Source organism: Microcoleus sp. N3A4 (assembly GCF_036701805.1).
Taxonomy (GTDB): domain Bacteria; phylum Cyanobacteriota; class Cyanobacteriia; order Cyanobacteriales; family Microcoleaceae; genus Microcoleus.
Window position 1 is genome coordinate 1 of record NZ_JAUBRJ010000070.1, and the last position, 18,878, is coordinate 18,878.

An 18,878-nucleotide genomic window follows, 5' to 3' on the forward strand; every position below is an offset into this window, starting at 1 on the left:
CCCAGTAATCACTTCAGGGTTGAATTTTTAAAATTTATAACCATCAATTCTATTTAAAGACCTGCGGAATGTGGGCTGTAACAAAGATTTCATAATCTGCTTTTCTTCCTAGTTGCTTTTATTCCTAGTACCGTATCTGCAAACTCATCTCCTTAATATAGCGGTTTTCAAGGAAATGAGGTACGCGCAATTCAATTCGGAGCGGGAAAAGGAACCATCAATACCCAATGCCCAATACCCAATGCCCACGAGCACCTAATTTACCTGAGAAAAGCTATATAGCAATATTTAAATACGATTTGGTAACAAATAACCATTCATCTTAAGACTGCAAATTTCTAGGGTGGCCAGAGATAGATCAGTGAGAATAGGACAACCCAGATCGCATCAACAAAGTGCCAGAACAAAGTAGTTGCACTGACACCAAAGTGACTCTTGTTGTAGTTGCCTCGAATGAATGAACGAGCCAGCATCAGTAACTGCAAGAGAATCCCTGTAAGAACGTGCAGCCCGTGGAAGCCAGTCAGCAGGTAAAATGTGCCACCCATCAGCCCCTCCGTCAACCGGAAGTTAAGGTTACTCCACTCGATCGCCACACCAACTAAGAAGTAAATTCCCATACCAGAAGTCAAGGCCCAAAGCCAGCGAAATCTAATAATTTTCTGGCGTTTTAGAGCGTTTTCTGCGGCTTGGATAACGAAGCTACTCGAAAGCAGCACCACAGTATTAATAATAATAAATTTAGACAATTCCGGGCCCTTGATACCAGGTGGCAACCAGTTGGAATGGGTCAATCGTAGAGCAATATAGGTGAAGAAAAAACTGAGAAAGATTAGGCTCTCCGACAGTAGGAATACGGTAACGCCGAACATCCCTTTACCATGATGATCGTGAGCTATGCCGCCACCAATTGGCAAGAACCTTTGCAACCAATTAGGCAGGGACTGTACTAGGCGATCGAAACGGATCGGGCTTTCATCTATATGATGTGTAGGATTTGGCATAACTCAGATGATTTTGAATTTTGAATTTTGAATTTTAGATTAAATAAAACTACTCAATTACTCCTCCTCGCCCGATCTATTCTTGAGTAACGACAGCCTCTGGTATCGCTTTAGAGTTGTAATGATAAGGCGGCTCATTGACAACAGGAATTTCCTCAAAATTCTCTCTAGGTGGCGGTGAAGAGGTCTTCCACTCTAACCCTGTAGCGTGCCAAGGATTATCGGATACTTTTTTACCCAATAGCAAAGAACCGACCATATTGGCAATAAAGGGTAGCGTAGACATCCCTAACAAAAACCCTCCCAAACTAGCAACAATATTCCATCCTTGGAACTGCGGATCGTAAGAGGAAACCCGGCGCACCATGCCTTGTAAACCCAGTGGGTGCATGGGAAAGAAAGTGAGATTAGCACCGATAAAAGTTAAAAAGAAATGCACTTTTCCCCAGCCTTCGGCGTACATTCGTCCGGTTATTTTTGGGAACCAGAAGTAAATCGCTGCAAAGATTGCCATCGTGATTGTATTGTGGACGACGTAGTGGAAGTGACCGACCACAAAGTAGGTGTTGTTGACATGAATATCAAACGGCACTGAACTAAGCATGATGCCAGTAAGTCCACCGAAAACAAACATCACCACACCTCCCAAGGCAAATAACATGGGGGTTAAAAGATGCAGTCTGCCATTCCAAACTGTGGCAGTCCAAGCAAATACTTTGACACCAGTAGGGACAGCTACCAACATTGAGGAAACCATAAATAGTATCCGCATCCAATTGGGTGTAGCACTGGCAAACATATGGTGTACCCAGACAAAGATGCTGACTAAACCAATTCCAAAAGAAGCGATCGCAACCGATCGATAGCCAAACAAAGGATTGCGAGAAAAGGCGGGGAGAATTTCCGAAAAGATGCCGAAAGCAGGCAGCGCCATCACGTAAACTGCCGGATGGGAGTAGAACCAAAATAGGTGTTGATAGATGATTGGGTCGCCATTCTCCAGGGGTTTGAAGAAATTTGTCCCAAAAGTGAGGTCAAAAAATAATAATACGATCGCACCCGTTAGGGAAGGCAGACAAATTAGTTGCAACAACTGGGCGCTGAGAACTGTCCAAACGAAAATCGGCATCCGAAAAAACGTCATCCCCGGTGCCCGCATCCAAACAATTGTAGTAATAAAGTTGACTCCCCCCATAATCGATGAAATGCCCAGCAGCATTACACTTAGTATCCAAATTGATTCGCCGTTGATGGGATAACCAGTTGGGTTTTGGAGGCTGATTGGTGGGTAAGACCACCAGCCAGCTTGTGCGGGCCCGCCTTGTACTAAAAAGCTTGATAGTAGGAGGATACCTGCGGGGGGAATTATCCAAAAGGCGATCGCATTCAGAACTGGAAACGCCATGTCTTTTGCCCCAATCATCAACGGCACTAAGTAGTTGGCAAGACCAGCATTGAATGGGATAATCCACAGGAAAATCATCACCGTACCGTGCAAGGTGAATAAGCCATTATATAAAGAGCGATCGACCAAATCTGATTCGGGAGTAAGCAGTTCGCCACGAATAATCATCGCCAACAGCCCGCCAATTAAAAAGAAAATGAAGGTCGTTACCATGTACTGAACACCGATAACTTTATGGTCGGTGCTAAAACTGAAATACTCCCGCCAATTGGTATCAGGTTTGCTGTTGCGATTTTCGGAGTCGTCAGTAATTGGGATAGAATTATTTGTCATATATTTTTTATTTAGGGGTAGCAGCTTGAGACAGCCATTGACTATAAGCTTCACTTGAATCAACATATACATTCGCCACCATCAAGGCAAAGTCGGTGCCGCTGAATTGGGAATCGCGCAGGTGATATTTGCCGATTTTGGTGGGTGTTAATACCAGGTTAATGTTGCGGTTGGGGATGATATCTTGCTTTAACCGGAATTCCGGGACATAAAAACCGTGAATCACATCTTGGGAATGCAAATTTAAGCGGGTACGTTCATTTACTTTTAGGTGTAATTCATTACTAATGAGATTATTTGGATAGCGGAAAGACCAAACCCATTGTTTAGCAACAACCTCAATATTTTCAGCCACAGGTTGACTGGGGATTTTGACCGTTGCAGCGGTAGCAGGTTCTTCTAGAGGTATGTGCAGATGTACGATCGGTTGTAGCCCCTCAATATCTAGTTGTTGATAAATGCTGAAACTTTGAGCTGCAAGCCATAAAACCAACAAAGTTGGGGCGACAGTCCAGAGGATTTCTAGTCTCACATCGCTTCTGGCAGGATGACCGTGACTCCAGTCTCCCTTGGGCGCGCGACCGATGAGAATTGAGTATCCGATCGTGCCTGCGATCGCCAAAAATATGAACGTTCCTACGGAGGTTAAAAAGCTAAATATCTGATCGACTCGTTTCGCTTCTGCCGTTGCCTGAATTGGCATCCAAGAGTAGGCTTGGTCTCCAATCCAGCGGGCTATTACCATAATTACCGCGATAAAAACCATTAATAATAGTGTGTTGAAAATTCTCCTCATCGCATCCCCTGTAAAATCAATTTTTCTAGTATCTTTGTTGCCATCATTTAAGTAGTTTGTAGAGTGCGTCAGACGCAGTTATTGACTGATAGAATCAGGGCTTGATTGTCTGACGCACCCTACTAATTTGGCCAGTTGCCTAAGTCCTAATTCTAGTATAGCAGTTCTCAAGTAAGTGAGGTAGGTAGTCGATGCTCTAGCCCTCTTAATTGTGCTTATATAGTTAAGTGAGGTAAGCACCTATAGCCTTTCTTAAAAAGATGAGGTATGATTGACAGATTATATAACCACTTAAACTGAGAGGGCTGAAGCCCAACTACGTACCTCATCTTTCTGAGAACGGCTATAACAACTCCCATTACCAATTAATACTCATACCTCATCTACCTGAGAAAAGCTATATATGTGTTGGCATCATTTGAGTAAAAAATTAGGATTTTTACCTTGTCGAATTAAGCCCGCTGCCGTATTATGTATCCCGAACTCGTCTCCCATCTGCGCTCCTAAAGTGCCGTGAATAAATAACAGTCCCAACATGGCAATACCCACCAACAAGTAGCTCCATTGCACTTGGATCGTGGCATCTTTGCGCCAGCGGTAGCGTTGCAATCCCCTCCACACGGTCATGGCAACGATCGCTGCTAACAGTAAAATTCCCCCCACACCATGCAACAGCATCGTTGTACCAGCCCCCAACCCCCAAGCACTTTTGATATTTGTGGGTGGGTTTGCCAGCATAATCTCAAAAAAGCCCGCCGCGACGGTAAAAAATGTGATAACAGCACTAGCTAAAAGATTGTACCAACCAACATCAAAAAAGCTGGAACGAATAGCAGTCAGAGCCAAAAATTTGAGGATTGGTTTTTCAAACCGGAACAGCGTTCCCGCAATATCAAAAATTATGGCAATAATGAATAAACCCAAAGTGAAATGCACTAGCTGCGGATGAATAGGAACCTCGTAGGGTAATCCGTTCGCACCTAGCTTGAACCACAACCGATCGATAAGTTGCGAGTTCATTGTAAAACTCCATTTTTTGTTGCTTCAACTACGGGTTCTACGTGCAGTCCATATACCCAAACTAACTGACTCCCTAAATATTGTTGAAAGAATACTAAAGAAACTAAAAATGTTGCTACACCTAGATAAGCAACAGGTATCTTTTGTGGAGTGCGGGCGCGAATCGCGAATCGCCATGCGGTAATCGCGACAATAATTGCCGAAAGTGACCAGCCAGTAATTGTGTGTAAATTCAGTGTCGGCTTGACGGCTTCGTAAGGTTGGGCCAAACCCGCTTCAAACTGACCAAAGATGACGGCGAGGAAAATACTGACTGAAGCAACAAACATATTCCAGAAACTCACCTCTAACAAACGATGATTGCGGGTAAAATAGCCTACCACGTCGCAGAAGAAAGAAAAAAACACCATCGCGATCGCGAAATGGACGATGATGGGATGGAGCGGATCTGGGTAGGGTAGATTCGCGTTATTGAGAGGCAGAAGCAGAGGCATCGCTTTTTTTACTGGATTTGCTCCCGGAGGCGAGCTGACACGGATTTCTCTAAATACAGAGTGAGACTAATTCTAAACAAACATATCTATCTAAAGATTGATCTAAGCCTAAAAAACAACCCTTGCTTCTAAAACTATTCGGCTTTCAACTCTCTAAAGTTTTAAGGCGATCGCTTGTAATATTTTTGACACACTAATGACATCAAATTTCACATATATCACAAAAAACATTTTTGAAAAATTAAAATAATATGTAATTTTATCGACGGTCGTCAAAAAATTCTATCCTTAGAAATAGACGCTTAACGCAAGTTGCTAGTTAAATTAAGTAGGTGCGTCAGAGCGGTAAAATTAGCGATCGTGTCCAAAAAATTGGGTAGGATGCACCCTACAAGTTGATTTAAGTGGGACAGTTGGCTTCAATCCTGATACTAACGCAAGTTGCTACTTTGACCATTAAAACTCAAATTAGGTATGTAGTTGGGCTTTAGCCCTCTTATTCCAACCCGGGTAAGAGGGCTAAAGCCCAACTACATACCCTAAAATACCCTAAAAGCAAATAACTAGCAACTTACGTTACTAATAGTTTGAGGATTAGATAAGTAGTTGTTAATTTAATTAGGTAAAAATTTACTTGCTAGAAAACAAGATGAGGAAAAAATATGAGCTATTCCCCTAATCTTCTCAAAGGTCAAAAAGCACTCGTAACGGGTTCTAGTTCTGGTATTGGTGAAGGAGTAGCCCGTGCTTTGGCTGCATCGGGTGCTTCTGTTGCAGTCAACTATCATTCTGAACAGGAAGCAGCAGAAAAGATTGTCAGCGAAATTCAATCGGTTGGTGGGGAAGCGATCGCCATTGGTGCAAACGTTGCCAAGGAAGAGGAAGTTTTGTCGATGTTTGACCAAATGTACCAGCACTTTGGCACGATCGACATCCTGGTAAACAACGCCGGATTGCAAAAAGACTCAGCCTTTGTAGACATGACCCTTGACCACTGGAATTTGGTGATTGGCATCAACCTAACCGGACAATTTCTCTGCGCCCGCGAAGCAGCAAAAGAGTTTCTCAAGCGGGGCGTGAAGCCAGATATCTCCTCTGCCGCAGGCAAAATCATTTGTATGAGTTCGGTACACGAGGTAATTCCTTGGGCGGGTCACGTCAACTACGCTGCCAGCAAGGGCGGCATCCACATGATGATGGAAAGTATTGCCCAAGAACTCGCACCCCACAGGATTCGGGTCAATAGCATTGCACCCGGTGCTATTAAAACCCCAATTAATAAGGCAGCCTGGGATACGCCGGAAGCTGAGGCAAAATTACTAACGCTCATTCCCGCAAAACGGGTCGGAGATGTAGCAGACATCGCTAAAGCTGCTGTTTGGCTTGCCTCGGACGACTCAGATTATGTCAATGGTGAAACTCTATTTGTAGACGGCGGCATGACTCTGTATCCAGGGTTTGCCACGGGGGGCTAGATGAACGCAGAACAGCAAAGGTTAGAGGAGAATCAAGCGGATGAACCTTGGTATCGTTGGGGTTCCTACCTGAGCGATCGCCAATGGGGTACAGTGCGAGAAGACTATTCACCTGACGGTTCAGCTTGGGACTACTTTCCTCACGACCATGCGCGATCGCGCGTTTACCGTTGGGGTGAAGATGGACTGGGTGGATGGTGCGATCGCCACAGTCAACTCTGCTTTAGTCTAGCACTGTGGAATGGCCGCGATCCAATTTTAAAAGAACGCCTATTTGGGCTGACCAACGAACAAGGTAATCACGGTGAGGATGTCAAAGAATATTACTTCTATTTAGACAACACGCCTACCCATTCCTATATGCGCTGGTTGTACAAATATCCGCAACAGGAATTTCCCTACACTCAGCTTGTAGAGGAGAACGCTCATCGCCACAAGGATCAGCCAGAATTTGAATTATTGGATACGGGCGTGTTTGACGATAATCGCTATTTCGATGTGGTTGCCGAGTACGCCAAAGCCTCTACAGACGATATTTGCATTCGCATCAGTGTCACGAATCGGGGGGCAGAAACAGCCACAATTGACGTTCTACCTACCCTTTGGTTTCGCAATACCTGGCTCTGGACGGGTAATAAACCGCAGTCACAGCTATCGAAAGTTGCTGATGGTGTAATTAAGGCGATCGCTAAGAAATATGGGGATTATTGGTTATTTTGCGATGGGAATCCTCCGCTTTTATTTACAGAGAATGAGACTAACAGCCAACGCCTCTACGGAGTTGCTAATGCCTCGCCTTATGTGAAAGACGCTTTCCACGAGTATGTAATTCACAACAACCATGATGCAGTGAATCCCGATCGGGTTGGTACAAAAGCAGCAGCTTGGTATCACTTGGAAATTGGGGCGGGACAGACCAGTGTAATTCAACTTCGCTTCACCAACCAATATACAGACACGCCCTTTAATCCAGCATTTGCCGACACCTTCCGCCAGCGTCAAACAGAGGCAGACGAATTTTATGAAACGCTCACATCTGGTCTAGACGAGGATTGCCGCAACGTTCAACGACAAGCGTTTGCCGGACTGCTGTGGAGCAAACAGTTCTATCAATATGATGTTCGTACTTGGCTGCATGGAGATTCAGCGGAACCTACCCCGCCCAGTCAACGCCTGACTGGGCGCAATTTTGAGTGGTGGACGCTCTACACTGAAGAAGTTATTTCCATGCCCGATAAGTGGGAGTATCCCTGGTTTGCGGCTTGGGATTTGGCGTTCCACTGCATTGCTTTGGCATTAATCGATGGAAACTTTGCCAAGCAGCAATTACTGTTATTAACTGGCGATCGCACCATGCACCCCAACGGTCAATTACCCGCTTACGAGTGGGCTTTTGGCGATGTCAATCCTCCGGTACAAGCATGGGCGGCGTGGCGCGTCTACAAAATTGAGGAAAAACGAGTTGGAAAGGGCGATCGCAACTTCTTGGAACGAATGTTTCACCGCTTGATGCTCTACTTTACCTGGTGGGTAAACCGCAAAGACCTACGAGGACAAAACTTGTTTCAGGGAGGATTTCTCGGACTAGATAACATTGGGCTATTTGACCGCAGCAAGCCATTACCAACGGGGGGATATTTAGAGCAGGCAGACGGCACTGCATGGATGAGTATGTTCTCATTAAATATGCTGGCGATCGCTCTGGAACTCTCCCGTGAGGACGAAAGCTACAGCGATATGACGTTGAAGTTTTTTGAACACTTCCTCTACATTGCTAACGCTATTAATCATGTAGGCCCTGAAAAAATTGTGCTTTGGGACGACGAAGACGGCTTTTACTACGATGCCTTGCACTTACCAAATGGAGAGGATGTGCGACTGAAAGTACGCTCAATGGTGGGATTAATACCGCTATTTGCAGTTGATACTATCGAGCCAGATTTGTTAGAAATTGTGCCGGGGTTAAAAGACAAAATTGAGTGGTTTCTCAACAACCGTCCCGAACTGGCAAAAAACATTGCTTGTATGACCATTGAGGGAGAAGGCGATCGCCGCCTGCTTGCTATTACTAGCCCCGAAGCGCTGCGCCGTATCCTGCGACGATTGTTAGATGAGGATGAATTTCTCTCACCTCACGGTATCCGCTCGGTTTCCCGCTATCACCGAGAGCATCCCTTTATCTTCGATTGGGATAGCACTCGCTATCAAGTAGACTATGAGCCTGCTGAGTCTACTAGCGGCCAATTTGGCGGTAATTCTAACTGGCGCGGGCCGGTCTGGTTTCCAGTTAACTTTCTACTAATTGAATCCTTGCAAAAGTTCTATCACTACTTAGGCGATGACTTCACAGTGGAGTGTCCAACAGGTTCAGGAGTAATGCTCAATCTCTGGGAGGTGGCGGCTTATTTGGAGAAACGGTCGATCGCTATTTTCTTGCAAAATCAAGATGGGCAGCGTCCGGTTTACGGTAGTATTGCAAAATTTCAGCAAGACCCCCATTGGCGCGATTTGATTCTCTTTTACGAATACTTTCACGGCGACAACGGGGCTGGATTGGGTGCAAGTCATCAAACTGGATGGACAGCACTAATTGCCAAATTGATTCAGCAGGTAAACGATAAACCATGATTGCCTACTCCTAATACCAATTCTTGAAACTATGACTACAAATCTCTACCCCCCGGCTTTGCCGTCACCCCTTGCAACGGCTACCGTGTACACACAAGTCAAAGTAAACTAGAAAAACGATTCACAGAGGTATAAGTTGCTGTACCTCTTGGTCACGCAAAGTGCTGTATATTGAGTAAAGCCGCAACTAAAATCCACCCAGATATGAAGCCAAAACCAAACAGTACAGAACAATCTGCACAGCATCGCAGGATCAAAAAGCTGCCAGAAGTTACCATTTTTTTCTGGATTATCAAGTTGCTGACTACGGGAATGGGCGAAACAACTTCAGATTACCTAGCCCATCAGATGAACCCAATTTTTGCGGTCGCTCTGGGGGGAAGTGGATTAGTGATTGCTTTAGTAATACAGTTTTCAGTACGGAAATATATTCCCTGGGTCTATTGGTTAGCTATTATTATGGTCGCTATATTCGGAACAATGGCTGCTGATGCTATCCATGTTGTATTAGGTGTTTCGTATCTCCTATCGACTGTAGGATTTTCCATCGTACTTAGTATTATTTTTGCAGTTTGGTATATGAGCGAGAAAACTTTATCGATTAATCATATTTACACACTTCGGCGCGAGTTATTTTACTGGGCAACCGTTATGGCTACATTTGCGCTTGGCACAGCCGCAGGTGATATGACAGCATCAACTTGGGGTTTGGGGTACTTCACATCAGGTGTATTGTTTGCCTTTTTATTTGCTCTACCAGCGCTCGTATACTGGCGCTCAGGACTTAATGAGGTCGGGGCTTTTTGGCTCGCATATATCCTGACTAGACCATTGGGCGCTTCCTTCGCAGATTGGATCGGTAAATCTCAGGATGTTGGTGGAGTAGGTTTTGGTACGGGGCAGATCAGCATTGTCTTAGCTATTCTGATTGTTGGTTTTGTTGCTTATCTCACATACTCTAGCAAAGACAGTTATAGCAATTAATAAATAACTACTCACTTTAGTTGTCCGCGAGCGTATTTTGGCGAACCTTAGCAGTGATGGCACGATCTAGAATACATAGATAATGTTTTTTGTCAATTCTTAAGTCCTAGGAAATTTATTTTTATGACTCATCTTCCATCCCACGAACAAACTGAAGCGCGATCGAGCGATCGCGAGCATCCAACACCCCCGACGATCGACTATTGGCACGTCTGGACTGACGAAGATGGCATCAGCCACCAGTCCCCTTGCCAAATTCAAGACTTCACTCTTAAGAGTATTTCACCACCTGCCTCTCCTCAGTGGCTCGAACAGATGCAGCAAGTTGGTGCTACCGTCGTCTTTACGGTGCAACCTGTTGGCTGGATTGGCACTTGGCATGAAAATCCGAAACCCCAGTGGATTATTCCGCTATCGGGACGCTGGTTTGTGGAGACGATGGATGGCCAACGAGTGGAGATGGGTGTTGGTGAAATTTCGTTTGGAGAAGACCAGAATACTAAAGCCAACGCGCAGGGACAGAAGGGACATCTTTCTGGTACTGTCGGCGATGTGCCCGCAGTTCTGATGATTGTACAACTTGAAGAAACGCCGACGATTGGGCAGGCTTGCCGTTTTCGATAATCTCAAAATTTTTATGTTGAATCGCATTCAGGTACAACGGATTCGTGCTATTGGATTAACAGTGAGTGATGCCGATCGCTCTCAGGATTTCTATACGCAAGCACTAGGATTTGAACCAGTTTCAGACATCACGGTTGAAACAGAGGATTACAGCGACTTATTAGGCGTGGCTGAGGCAACAATTCGCATTGTTACCTTGCAGCTTGGAGATGAACTCATTGAGCTGATGCAGTACCTCAATATTGAGGGAAAACCTCTTCCCAAGGATTCACAAAGTAATGATTTGTGGTTTCAACATTTGGCGATCGCAGTTAGTGATATGGATCGGGCTTATGCTCATTTGCGATCGTTTCCAATTGACCCGATTTCAGTTGAACCGCAGACGATACCAGCCGAGAATAAAGCATCTGCTGGTGTACGAGCCTTCAAGTTCAAAGACTGCGATCGCCACCCTTTAGAGTTAATTTGGTTTCCTGATGATAAAGGGCAAGACAAGTGGCATCACAAGAGCGATCGCTTGTTTCTAGGAATCGACCATAGTGCGATCGCGATTAGCAACACCGAGCAGAGTCTAAAATTTTACCGCGACCTCCTGGGAATGCAAGTTGAGGGTGGCAGTTTCAACCAAGGTGAAACGCAAGCTCGACTTGATAATTTACCAGAAGAAGTTGAAGTCCGAATTACAGCACTGCGACCTAATCGAGGCGGTTTAGGTATTGAACTGCTAGACTATCTTGTGCCTCCAAATAGTCGTCCGATGCCGAGTGACTGGAAAAGTTACGATATTGCCAATATGCAAATTGAGCTAGTTGTCAACGACATTGAGCAGGCTGCGGAGATATTGTGGCAGAATGGTGTTGAGATTGTGTCGTCGCGGGTTGTGGAGTTTACAGAAAGCTGCTGTCCTTATCGTCAAGGTTGCTTGGTTAAAGACCCTGACGGACATGGTGTATTACTGATTGCGGAATAAACCTTTTGTATATGGCCATTCACCCTTTTCTTTATAATCAAGCATCAAGTTCGTGATACTCACACAAGGATATTCCTCGATAAAACACTGAACGATTGTTGGGTAGTAAGTTATGATTGCTGTTGCAATTGCCAAGGGTTGGATAGGTGCGCTATAGAGTCTAGTTGAATTCAGGGCATTTATTACAATATCCATGTTCTCCTGCAACCATTTAACCTTACGGCTATACTTCTTTAAATATGATTTTTTAGAAGTAATAAAATCTTTTATGTCATCTCGAAAAAACTTCCCTTCAAAACCTCCTTGAACCATTTTGCATTCAGCTATGAGTATTATTTTTTCGCTTTCGGAGTAACCCAAAAAATCTATTTCGCCAACTTCTCTAGGGATTCTAATAGCATTATCCTGACTTCCAATCTGCTTTTTTACAGACCTCAATCCAATAAATCCAATAAGTTTTAGATTTTTTTCTACAACAGTTTCAAACCAACTTCCTGATTGATTGGAAAGGCTTGCAATGGCTGCATCAACTGTTTGACTTTTCCATTCTGATGGAATCTGTCTAAACACTACATTCCTAGCAAGCTGATTTAAAGACTCTAGAGCCATGCTTCTAGCAAATGCAAGATGAGTTCCAGTGGGATGTGGCATTTCAAAAAATCCACGTCGAAGAGAACGGTATTCCTGTTTAGGTTTCCAAACTGCTCTACCTTCTGATTCCATGTCAACTTTTCGTATTGTGAAGCTGTCTAGGACAATTTCAATAGCTTCTCTTGGCAGCTTTGTGTACTGATGCAACGTCTCAACTAAGTTAGAGCGATGTAGGAACAAAACAGGAAAACGCTCTTCTGGTGCTGGCATCGAATCCCGTATTACGATGATTAGTAAATTTATCACTTCTTGATAAGATATACCAATTGTTTCCTTCAGGGCATTGCCAATAATTTGATTATGAATGCTAATATCGATGATAAAACTTGCATCTGCTCCGATAACAGAACGCTGGTTTGTTGTATCACGTCTGACCGCTTCCTGTATATCACATTCCTTCTGTACATCTATGCTCCAAAGATCGAAACTACCTTCAGGATATATTTCAAAAGTTGTATGTTCTGGAAAAACCATAAAAGTTTGATCGCTGACTAGATAAAGATCGACCATCTCTTCTGCGGCAATCCATATTTCATCAAGCAGTGATCTAAGAAACTCTTCCGGACTATCAGGTGTTTCATCCGGTTGTAATAGAACAATGCGTTCAGCAAGGTATTTTACAGCTCTCCTGAATATTGAACCTAACTTTCTCCATCTAGATGCTTCAGGCTCGGAAAGTTGCCCATGCTTATACTTATCTTCAATAACCGATGCTTGGTCAAATTGAAAAAGAACAAACTCAATAAAGTTATGTGAAGCTAATTTTGGAATAATTTCTTCAAACTTTTTTGAATAAAACGCAAACTGATGTAACAGAATCTTATTGATTTCTTCTGGCTCGGAGTAAATACCGGGGGAGAATGCTGAACGCAAGTGTGCCTCAGACTCAATACGAAGTTTTAACTTACCAAAATTTCGAGGCCTGTAGACTTCTATACCCCCAAATCTCTCGTTAAATTCTGAGTCATCTTCCACTATGATCTTCATTTATTTAATGCCTCTAACAACTAGGGCTTGACGGTTATTTATTGTAAGGCATGAGTGATACTTATTCATCCTCCAAAAATGATAGCACCCAACGAATACGCACCCAGACCTAAAATCGCGATCGCTCTCCACCTCAGCCAGTCCATAAACACCTTTTCTCAGCGTTTGCTAGAACTAGATACTGGTTGTACTCTCTCATGCAGAGATGCTTGCAAACGATCGATCGCACAATGCAGACATTTCATTTCATGGGCAATTCGGTCTAGTTGTGTGGAAACAGGAGTTTGTTCTCGAACAGCTTGCCTCGTTGACGTTACAGAACCTGGATTCGTAGCCAACTCTGATATCCTAGTGATATGTAACTGTTCAATATCGTTGTGAATTGCTTCGATATAAATATCTAGCCTCGGTAAAGCTAGAGGTGGGTTTCCCTGTTCCAGCGCATTTGCTAAGTTCTCTAAAATTTGGACAATCGCATCGGTAAATCGTTGGAAATCTGCAAATTGGTACTCTCCGCTAAATTTCTGCTGATGTTCTGCTAGGGTTGTAACTGAGCTGAAAAAAGCACGAATGTAAAGTATTAGCATCGCGATCGGTTCTACTTCTCCTCGAACGTGACGGGGTTCGCTGAATAACCTTTGAGCCGCAGCAGCAGCATTTGCATTCTCTAATGCCGCTTGATGACGCAGGTTTCTGATAGTTTCAGTAGAGCACTTTTGTTCTGGGTTGATATAGCTAGCTGCAACCTGTTGAAAGTACGCGAGATTAGAGCGAATCGTTGTTGCCAGTTGTGCCGGAAGTTGCGATCGCTCCCAACTGGGGAATAACAAATAGCTGCCGAGTAATGCTAAAATGCCTCCAATTAAGCTATCGACAATGCGTAATACTCCAATCTCCCAGCCGCCTTGACTCGTCATATTCAGTAGCAATATGACTGCGGGAGTAAGGAGAGTGATAAAGATGCCGTAGCTTAGCGATCGCACCGACATAGCAGTGACTAAGAGTATCAGAAGACAGACTAATATTGCCACTGGATTGTGGATAAGTATGACCAGGCAAATGCCAAAGATGCCCCCTAATGTGGTTCCAATCACCCGTTGCACAGTTGTCTGAGAAGTACCGCCAAAGTTCGGCTTTAGGGCAACTACAGCAGTGAGTGTTACCCAATAGCCTGTGGGTACTTGCAATAGCAAGGCTACTAATTGGGCAGTTGTTACTATTAGCGCCAGCCGCAAAGCGTGACGAAAAATAACAGAATTAAACGTGAGATTGTTCCGCAGCGTGTCAATGATTGAAGAACGCTGTGGCTCTATCGGGGGATAAATGTTTAGCTGGGCGATGCTGCGCCTTTCTCCTCGTTGTAAATCTGTGGCAATTTCCGCATCGGTATGAATTTGTTCTGCTAGGGCTTTGAGACTAGCTACAATCTTGCCAATACTTACTAAGTCAGCATAGTCATCTGCGTGAGCCAAACTCGCCTGATTCAGGACTTGAGAGTGTATGACTTGCCATTGGTATTCTAGTGCCTCGATCGCCCGATCTATATCTCCCAAGCGAACAACATTCTTTCCTTTAGCAAGTGCATCTGACAAGATTTGCAGACCCGTTGCCGATGCTTCTAGCACTTGCTGAATTTCTCTGTGTAACTGCTGGTGGAATAAGGGACGAGAAGAGGCGATCGCTAACAGTTCCACCAGTGCTACAACAGAATTGGTAATTTGGTTGACATCCTCAATTAAGACGAGTAACTGATTGCCGCGCAAATCAGCAGTTTCTCGGCCCGTCCACACAGCACCCCAAACACTCCGGGCAGAGGTCAAATCCTGTATTACGCTGTCTTGACCTTGTAAGAATTGCTCTGCCCACTTCTGACGCTCCTCCAGAGTTAATGGTATCTCGCTTGCCATTTGCAAAAATTTGCTCAATGTCGCATAACAACTGCTGGCTGCCTCGATCGCTGGTGTATAAGGGCGTAACACCCACAATCCTAGAGATAACACCATCGCCCAGACACCTCCAGCTAGGCACAGCGCGCATTGAAGAAAAACAGTAGATAAATCTGGGAACGAAGCGAATTTTGCTAGCGAGACGATAAACATAGTTGATGTAACCAGGCTAACCGTCCCGGCGATCGTACCAAACAGACCAGCTAAGCCAGCGATGAACATCACTAAGAAAGTGGTTGGAATAGCCAGCCAAAGGTTACTACTAACCAGATTTGCGATTAGCAAGGCGACAGTAACGCCAATGGTTGCTGCGAGCATGACAGTCGCTTTTTGGCGGTAGGCTCCACCCGTATCGACCATCCCAACAAACATGGCTCCCATCACCGCGATCGTACTTGCAGCCGGATGACCTGTAATGAATCCAACTGCAATGGGCCCGCTCACTACCAAAAGGGTACGCAAGCCGTAGAGGATGTCAGGCTTACCGGGCAAGGGCTGAAACTGCTGCAACAGCCAGTTGAGAGATTGTCGATGGTCAGATGGCATTACTAGGCTACCTCTTTAAATTAAATTAACTGCTGATACCAGTGATGAGACAAAAAAGTTTTTTAACATATTCTTTAGCAATCAATACTCCGGACAGTTTTTGAGACCGAGGCTGAAACCCTCATTCTACCGTTAGCATTTCACCTCACTGAGAAGGCTGAAACCCGCATTCTGCCGTTAGTGATTGAAAACTGTCCGGACTATTGTTAGCAATGATTAATTTAAAAAGCTTGACATAGAATACATCTGAAAGGTAAGCGTGGGTTCACCGTCCAAAAATCAGAGCGTCCAGCGAATACGCACCTGGGCCTAAAACCGCGATCGCAATCAGCATGACACAATACATAAACGCCTTTTCCCAGCTTGGCGGTTCGCCTTTCCCTAAAGGCCCCTGATACTGTTCTTCAGGAATTAAATAGGGATCGCGAGCCACAAAAGGCAACCCTTGTGCAATTTCTAAAACCATTGCAAATACCATCGAGCCGAGAATTGGTAGACTCGCTAATAGAGTAAGAAATCCCAGAATTAGGCAAATCCCGCCGCCCAACATCGATGCTGCTGATAGAAAGCAAAGAAAGATCGGCATTTTCAGTAAATCAGCCCACTGTCGAAGATGCGTTATTTTAGGATAGCCGTGCAGCAGGAACAATACACCGACACTAACTCTTAATACTAAAAGCATCGCACCTTGCAGTCCGGCTGGGAACACAGTATTGAGCGAACTGAGTAGGTTTGGACTTAGCTCTGGGAGATTAGATGAAATGTTAGGAGTTAATAGAAAGTTCAGCACCAAGCCAAAAACAAATTTGTAAATCATTATCAGGTTTGACTCTTCGTCTCTAAATTTAATTGTGTTAGAAGATGTTTTAAAAGGGTCGTTTTACCTCATAGTTGGCACAAAGAAGCATCTATAGCAATCCTCAATGATTTGCTTGCATTATACGCGAGCTTTCTGGCTCGCACTGCAAGGATTCTGGTCTCGCTCGATTTTGCGACTGATGCGAGGATTGCTATATAGCAGTTCTCAGATAAATGAGGTATACAGAAACCCTGTATTTTCAAGCTTTCCAGGTCAAAATTCGTACCTCACCTTTTTGAGAAAGGCTATATAGCGGTTCGAGCGAAAGATTCGCGGACGTTGTTGGGCCCCGGCCCTCAAGCGTCTGGGTGGTTATGTAAGCTGTCAGTCATACCTCATCTTTTTGAGAAAGGCTATAAGTATGGACCCAAACCTTGATTGATCGTCTCAGCTAAGCCCAATTAGAAGGGCTAAATTATACCTGACCGGACTTTTAAAATATCCTCTTACAAATGATGCGGGCGGAACCAGCCAAGCGGCAATACAGTTATTTTCTAATCACGTCTTTCCTCCTAAATAAGTCGAGTCATGATTTTGATAAAAACTACCTGTTTTGTCGTGAGAATTAAATGATGTAGAATTCGCAACTTAGAGCAGCCGCATAATCGTTTGACTTCCACCCTCGGCTTTAATTTCTAAAGCAATAGCCTTGCCGTTATCGTCTTGTTCTTGCCACAATTCATTGGGAACATCAATTGTATGACCGTAGCTAACTTCATTAAGTCCGATCTCAATGGTTAAGTCATTCCCTTTACCGACAGGATCGTAGACCAATGACCATAGTGGCTGATCTTTAACAGGGGTTTGATCCCCAAGTTCCGGCTCGAGCACTTCAAGCACAATCAAACGTCCCTTGTTACCATTTGTAAACGTATCGCAAAACTCTACCCATTGCTCTGCCGGAATTCGTTTATTGATTGACATTTTTTTCTCCTTTAAATTTGGATGAATGGTATGGATACTTACCTGTATTTCTGCAAGCTGGAACTGTAAGAATCGAAAGCTGTGTTAGTAAATGTTGAGCAAACTGCGATCGCGTTAGCATGGTGCTTTAGCATAGTAGGGCGCTCTTAGCAAGCTATTAAGGTCGCTGAACGCCACGAGTATTGAGGTCGATCGCATATAAAGATGTGCCTGCCGTAATAAACAGGCGATCGCGCTCCACTCCACCAAAGGTGAGGTTAGCACAAGTCTCCGGCACTAAGATTTTCCCTAAGCGAGTGCCATCGGGCGCATACACCTGCACGCTATCCTTAGAGCTAGTAAAGATATTGCCGTACTCGTCCACGCGCAACCCGTCGGGTTGACCCGGATCGATGACTGCAAATACGCGATCGCGATCGTTGGTTACACGCCTACCGTTTACGACCTCGTACACGCGGATATGATGAGGCCCATCGGGGATGTTGAAAGCAGCGGTATCGGATACGTACAGCAGGTTTTCGTCGGGACTGAAAGCGAGTCCGTTAGGGCGCACCATATCTGTTACGATCGCATCGATGTCACCCGTCGCTGGGTCAAAGCGGTACACGAAACATCCACGTTGTTCCTGTTCGCCACCGTACCCTTGGTTGGGATCAGTGATGCCGTAAGAAGGGTCGGTGAACCAAATCGTGCCGTCACTTTTCACTACCAGGTCATTCGGGCTGTTCAGGCGCTTACCCTGATAACGGTCTACTAAAACCTTCCACTGACCGTCGCGATCGCGTCTGACGATCGCGCGAGAACCCGACGAACAAGCGACCAGACGACCCTCCAAGTCGCGGTAATTACCACTTTGATAGTCGGACGGGTCGCGCAGCACACTCACGCCATCACGGGCACTCCAGCGCAACAGGCGGTTGCCGTGAGCATCACTCCACACCACGCTGTCATCTTCGTGGAAGTAAACGGGACCCTCGCTATGAACGGCACCGTTAGCCAGCTTTTGGAGCGAGGCATCTGGGCGCACCAGCCGACGCAGGCGATCGTCATAGATTTCGATGGTTTCAGGCATGGCTATTTTCTGCCTTTTAACAAATGTTGAGGTGCGATGATTGCAGCTTTGAGTTCTGGCTAATTGTCGTTTAATTAGCGGCAATTACAGCTCATATCAATTATTCCGGTTGGATCGGAATGATTTAACCGCAGAGAGCGCAGAGTACACAGAGGAAAAG

The 18,878-nt window shown here is 44.8% G+C and carries 15 protein-coding genes; 5 read left to right on the forward strand and 10 right to left on the reverse strand.

Annotated elements, in window-relative coordinates:
- Positions 1-338 precede the first annotated feature (338 nt).
- From QUA56_RS29095 to QUA56_RS29115, 5 genes are all read right to left on the reverse strand, one after another.
- Positions 339-1,004 (reverse strand): heme-copper oxidase subunit III, encoded by a 666-nt coding sequence (locus tag QUA56_RS29095; protein WP_333365214.1) that lies wholly within the window; start codon positions 1,002-1,004, stop codon positions 339-341.
- Between the two features lie 76 nt (positions 1,005-1,080).
- Entirely contained in the window at positions 1,081-2,742 is a 1,662-nt protein-coding gene (gene ctaD / locus QUA56_RS29100) for a cytochrome c oxidase subunit I (RefSeq protein ID WP_333365215.1), read from the reverse strand.
- A gap of 7 nt (positions 2,743-2,749) precedes the next feature.
- Entirely contained in the window at positions 2,750-3,508 is a 759-nt protein-coding gene (locus QUA56_RS29105) for a cytochrome c oxidase subunit II (RefSeq protein WP_333365216.1), read from the reverse strand.
- 444 nt (positions 3,509-3,952) lie between these two features.
- A complete protein-coding gene (locus QUA56_RS29110; RefSeq protein ID WP_333365217.1) occupies positions 3,953-4,558 on the reverse strand; it encodes a DUF2231 domain-containing protein in 606 nt (201 codons plus the stop codon).
- Positions 4,555-5,052 (reverse strand): DUF2231 domain-containing protein, encoded by a 498-nt coding sequence (locus QUA56_RS29115; protein WP_333365218.1) that lies wholly within the window; start codon positions 5,050-5,052, stop codon positions 4,555-4,557. Before QUA56_RS29115 ends, QUA56_RS29110 begins: the two co-directional genes overlap by 4 nt.
- A gap of 662 nt (positions 5,053-5,714) precedes the next feature.
- Here QUA56_RS29115 and QUA56_RS29120 point away from each other — a divergent pair.
- From QUA56_RS29120 to QUA56_RS29140, 5 genes are all read left to right on the forward strand, one after another.
- Positions 5,715-6,527: an SDR family oxidoreductase gene (locus tag QUA56_RS29120; protein ID WP_333365219.1), complete on the forward strand. Its 813-nt coding sequence runs from the start codon at positions 5,715-5,717 to the stop codon at positions 6,525-6,527.
- A complete protein-coding gene (locus QUA56_RS29125; RefSeq protein WP_333365220.1) occupies positions 6,528-9,155 on the forward strand; it encodes an MGH1-like glycoside hydrolase domain-containing protein in 2,628 nt (875 codons plus the stop codon).
- Between the two features lie 204 nt (positions 9,156-9,359).
- A complete protein-coding gene (locus QUA56_RS29130) occupies positions 9,360-10,139 on the forward strand; it encodes a hypothetical protein (RefSeq protein WP_333365221.1) in 780 nt (259 codons plus the stop codon).
- Positions 10,140-10,262: 123 nt separating this feature from the next.
- Positions 10,263-10,763 carry a cupin domain-containing protein gene (locus tag QUA56_RS29135; RefSeq protein ID WP_333365222.1) on the forward strand — a complete coding sequence of 167 codons (501 nt, stop codon included), beginning with the start codon at positions 10,263-10,265 and terminating at the stop codon, positions 10,761-10,763.
- 13 nt (positions 10,764-10,776) lie between these two features.
- On the forward strand, positions 10,777-11,733 hold the full coding sequence (locus QUA56_RS29140) for a VOC family protein (protein ID WP_333365223.1): 957 nt from the start codon (positions 10,777-10,779) through the stop codon (positions 11,731-11,733).
- Here the strand turns inward: QUA56_RS29140 and QUA56_RS29145 are convergent.
- The 5 genes from QUA56_RS29145 to QUA56_RS29165 form a co-directional block, all read right to left on the reverse strand.
- Entirely contained in the window at positions 11,716-13,359 is a 1,644-nt protein-coding gene (locus tag QUA56_RS29145; protein WP_333365224.1) for a hypothetical protein, read from the reverse strand. The two genes, QUA56_RS29140 and QUA56_RS29145, sit on opposite strands and share 18 nt — an antisense overlap.
- Before the next feature lie 170 nt (positions 13,360-13,529).
- Positions 13,530-15,863 (reverse strand): FUSC family protein, encoded by a 2,334-nt coding sequence (locus tag QUA56_RS29150; protein WP_333365225.1) that lies wholly within the window; start codon positions 15,861-15,863, stop codon positions 13,530-13,532.
- Between the two features lie 265 nt (positions 15,864-16,128).
- A complete protein-coding gene (locus QUA56_RS29155; RefSeq protein ID WP_333365226.1) occupies positions 16,129-16,680 on the reverse strand; it encodes a DoxX family protein in 552 nt (183 codons plus the stop codon).
- A 630-nt stretch (positions 16,681-17,310) separates the two neighbouring features.
- On the reverse strand, positions 17,311-17,646 hold the full coding sequence (locus QUA56_RS29160; RefSeq protein WP_333365227.1) for a DUF5335 family protein: 336 nt from the start codon (positions 17,644-17,646) through the stop codon (positions 17,311-17,313).
- Between the two features lie 157 nt (positions 17,647-17,803).
- On the reverse strand, positions 17,804-18,718 hold the full coding sequence (locus QUA56_RS29165; protein ID WP_333365228.1) for an SMP-30/gluconolactonase/LRE family protein: 915 nt from the start codon (positions 18,716-18,718) through the stop codon (positions 17,804-17,806).
- Between the last annotated feature and the right edge of the window lie 160 nt (positions 18,719-18,878).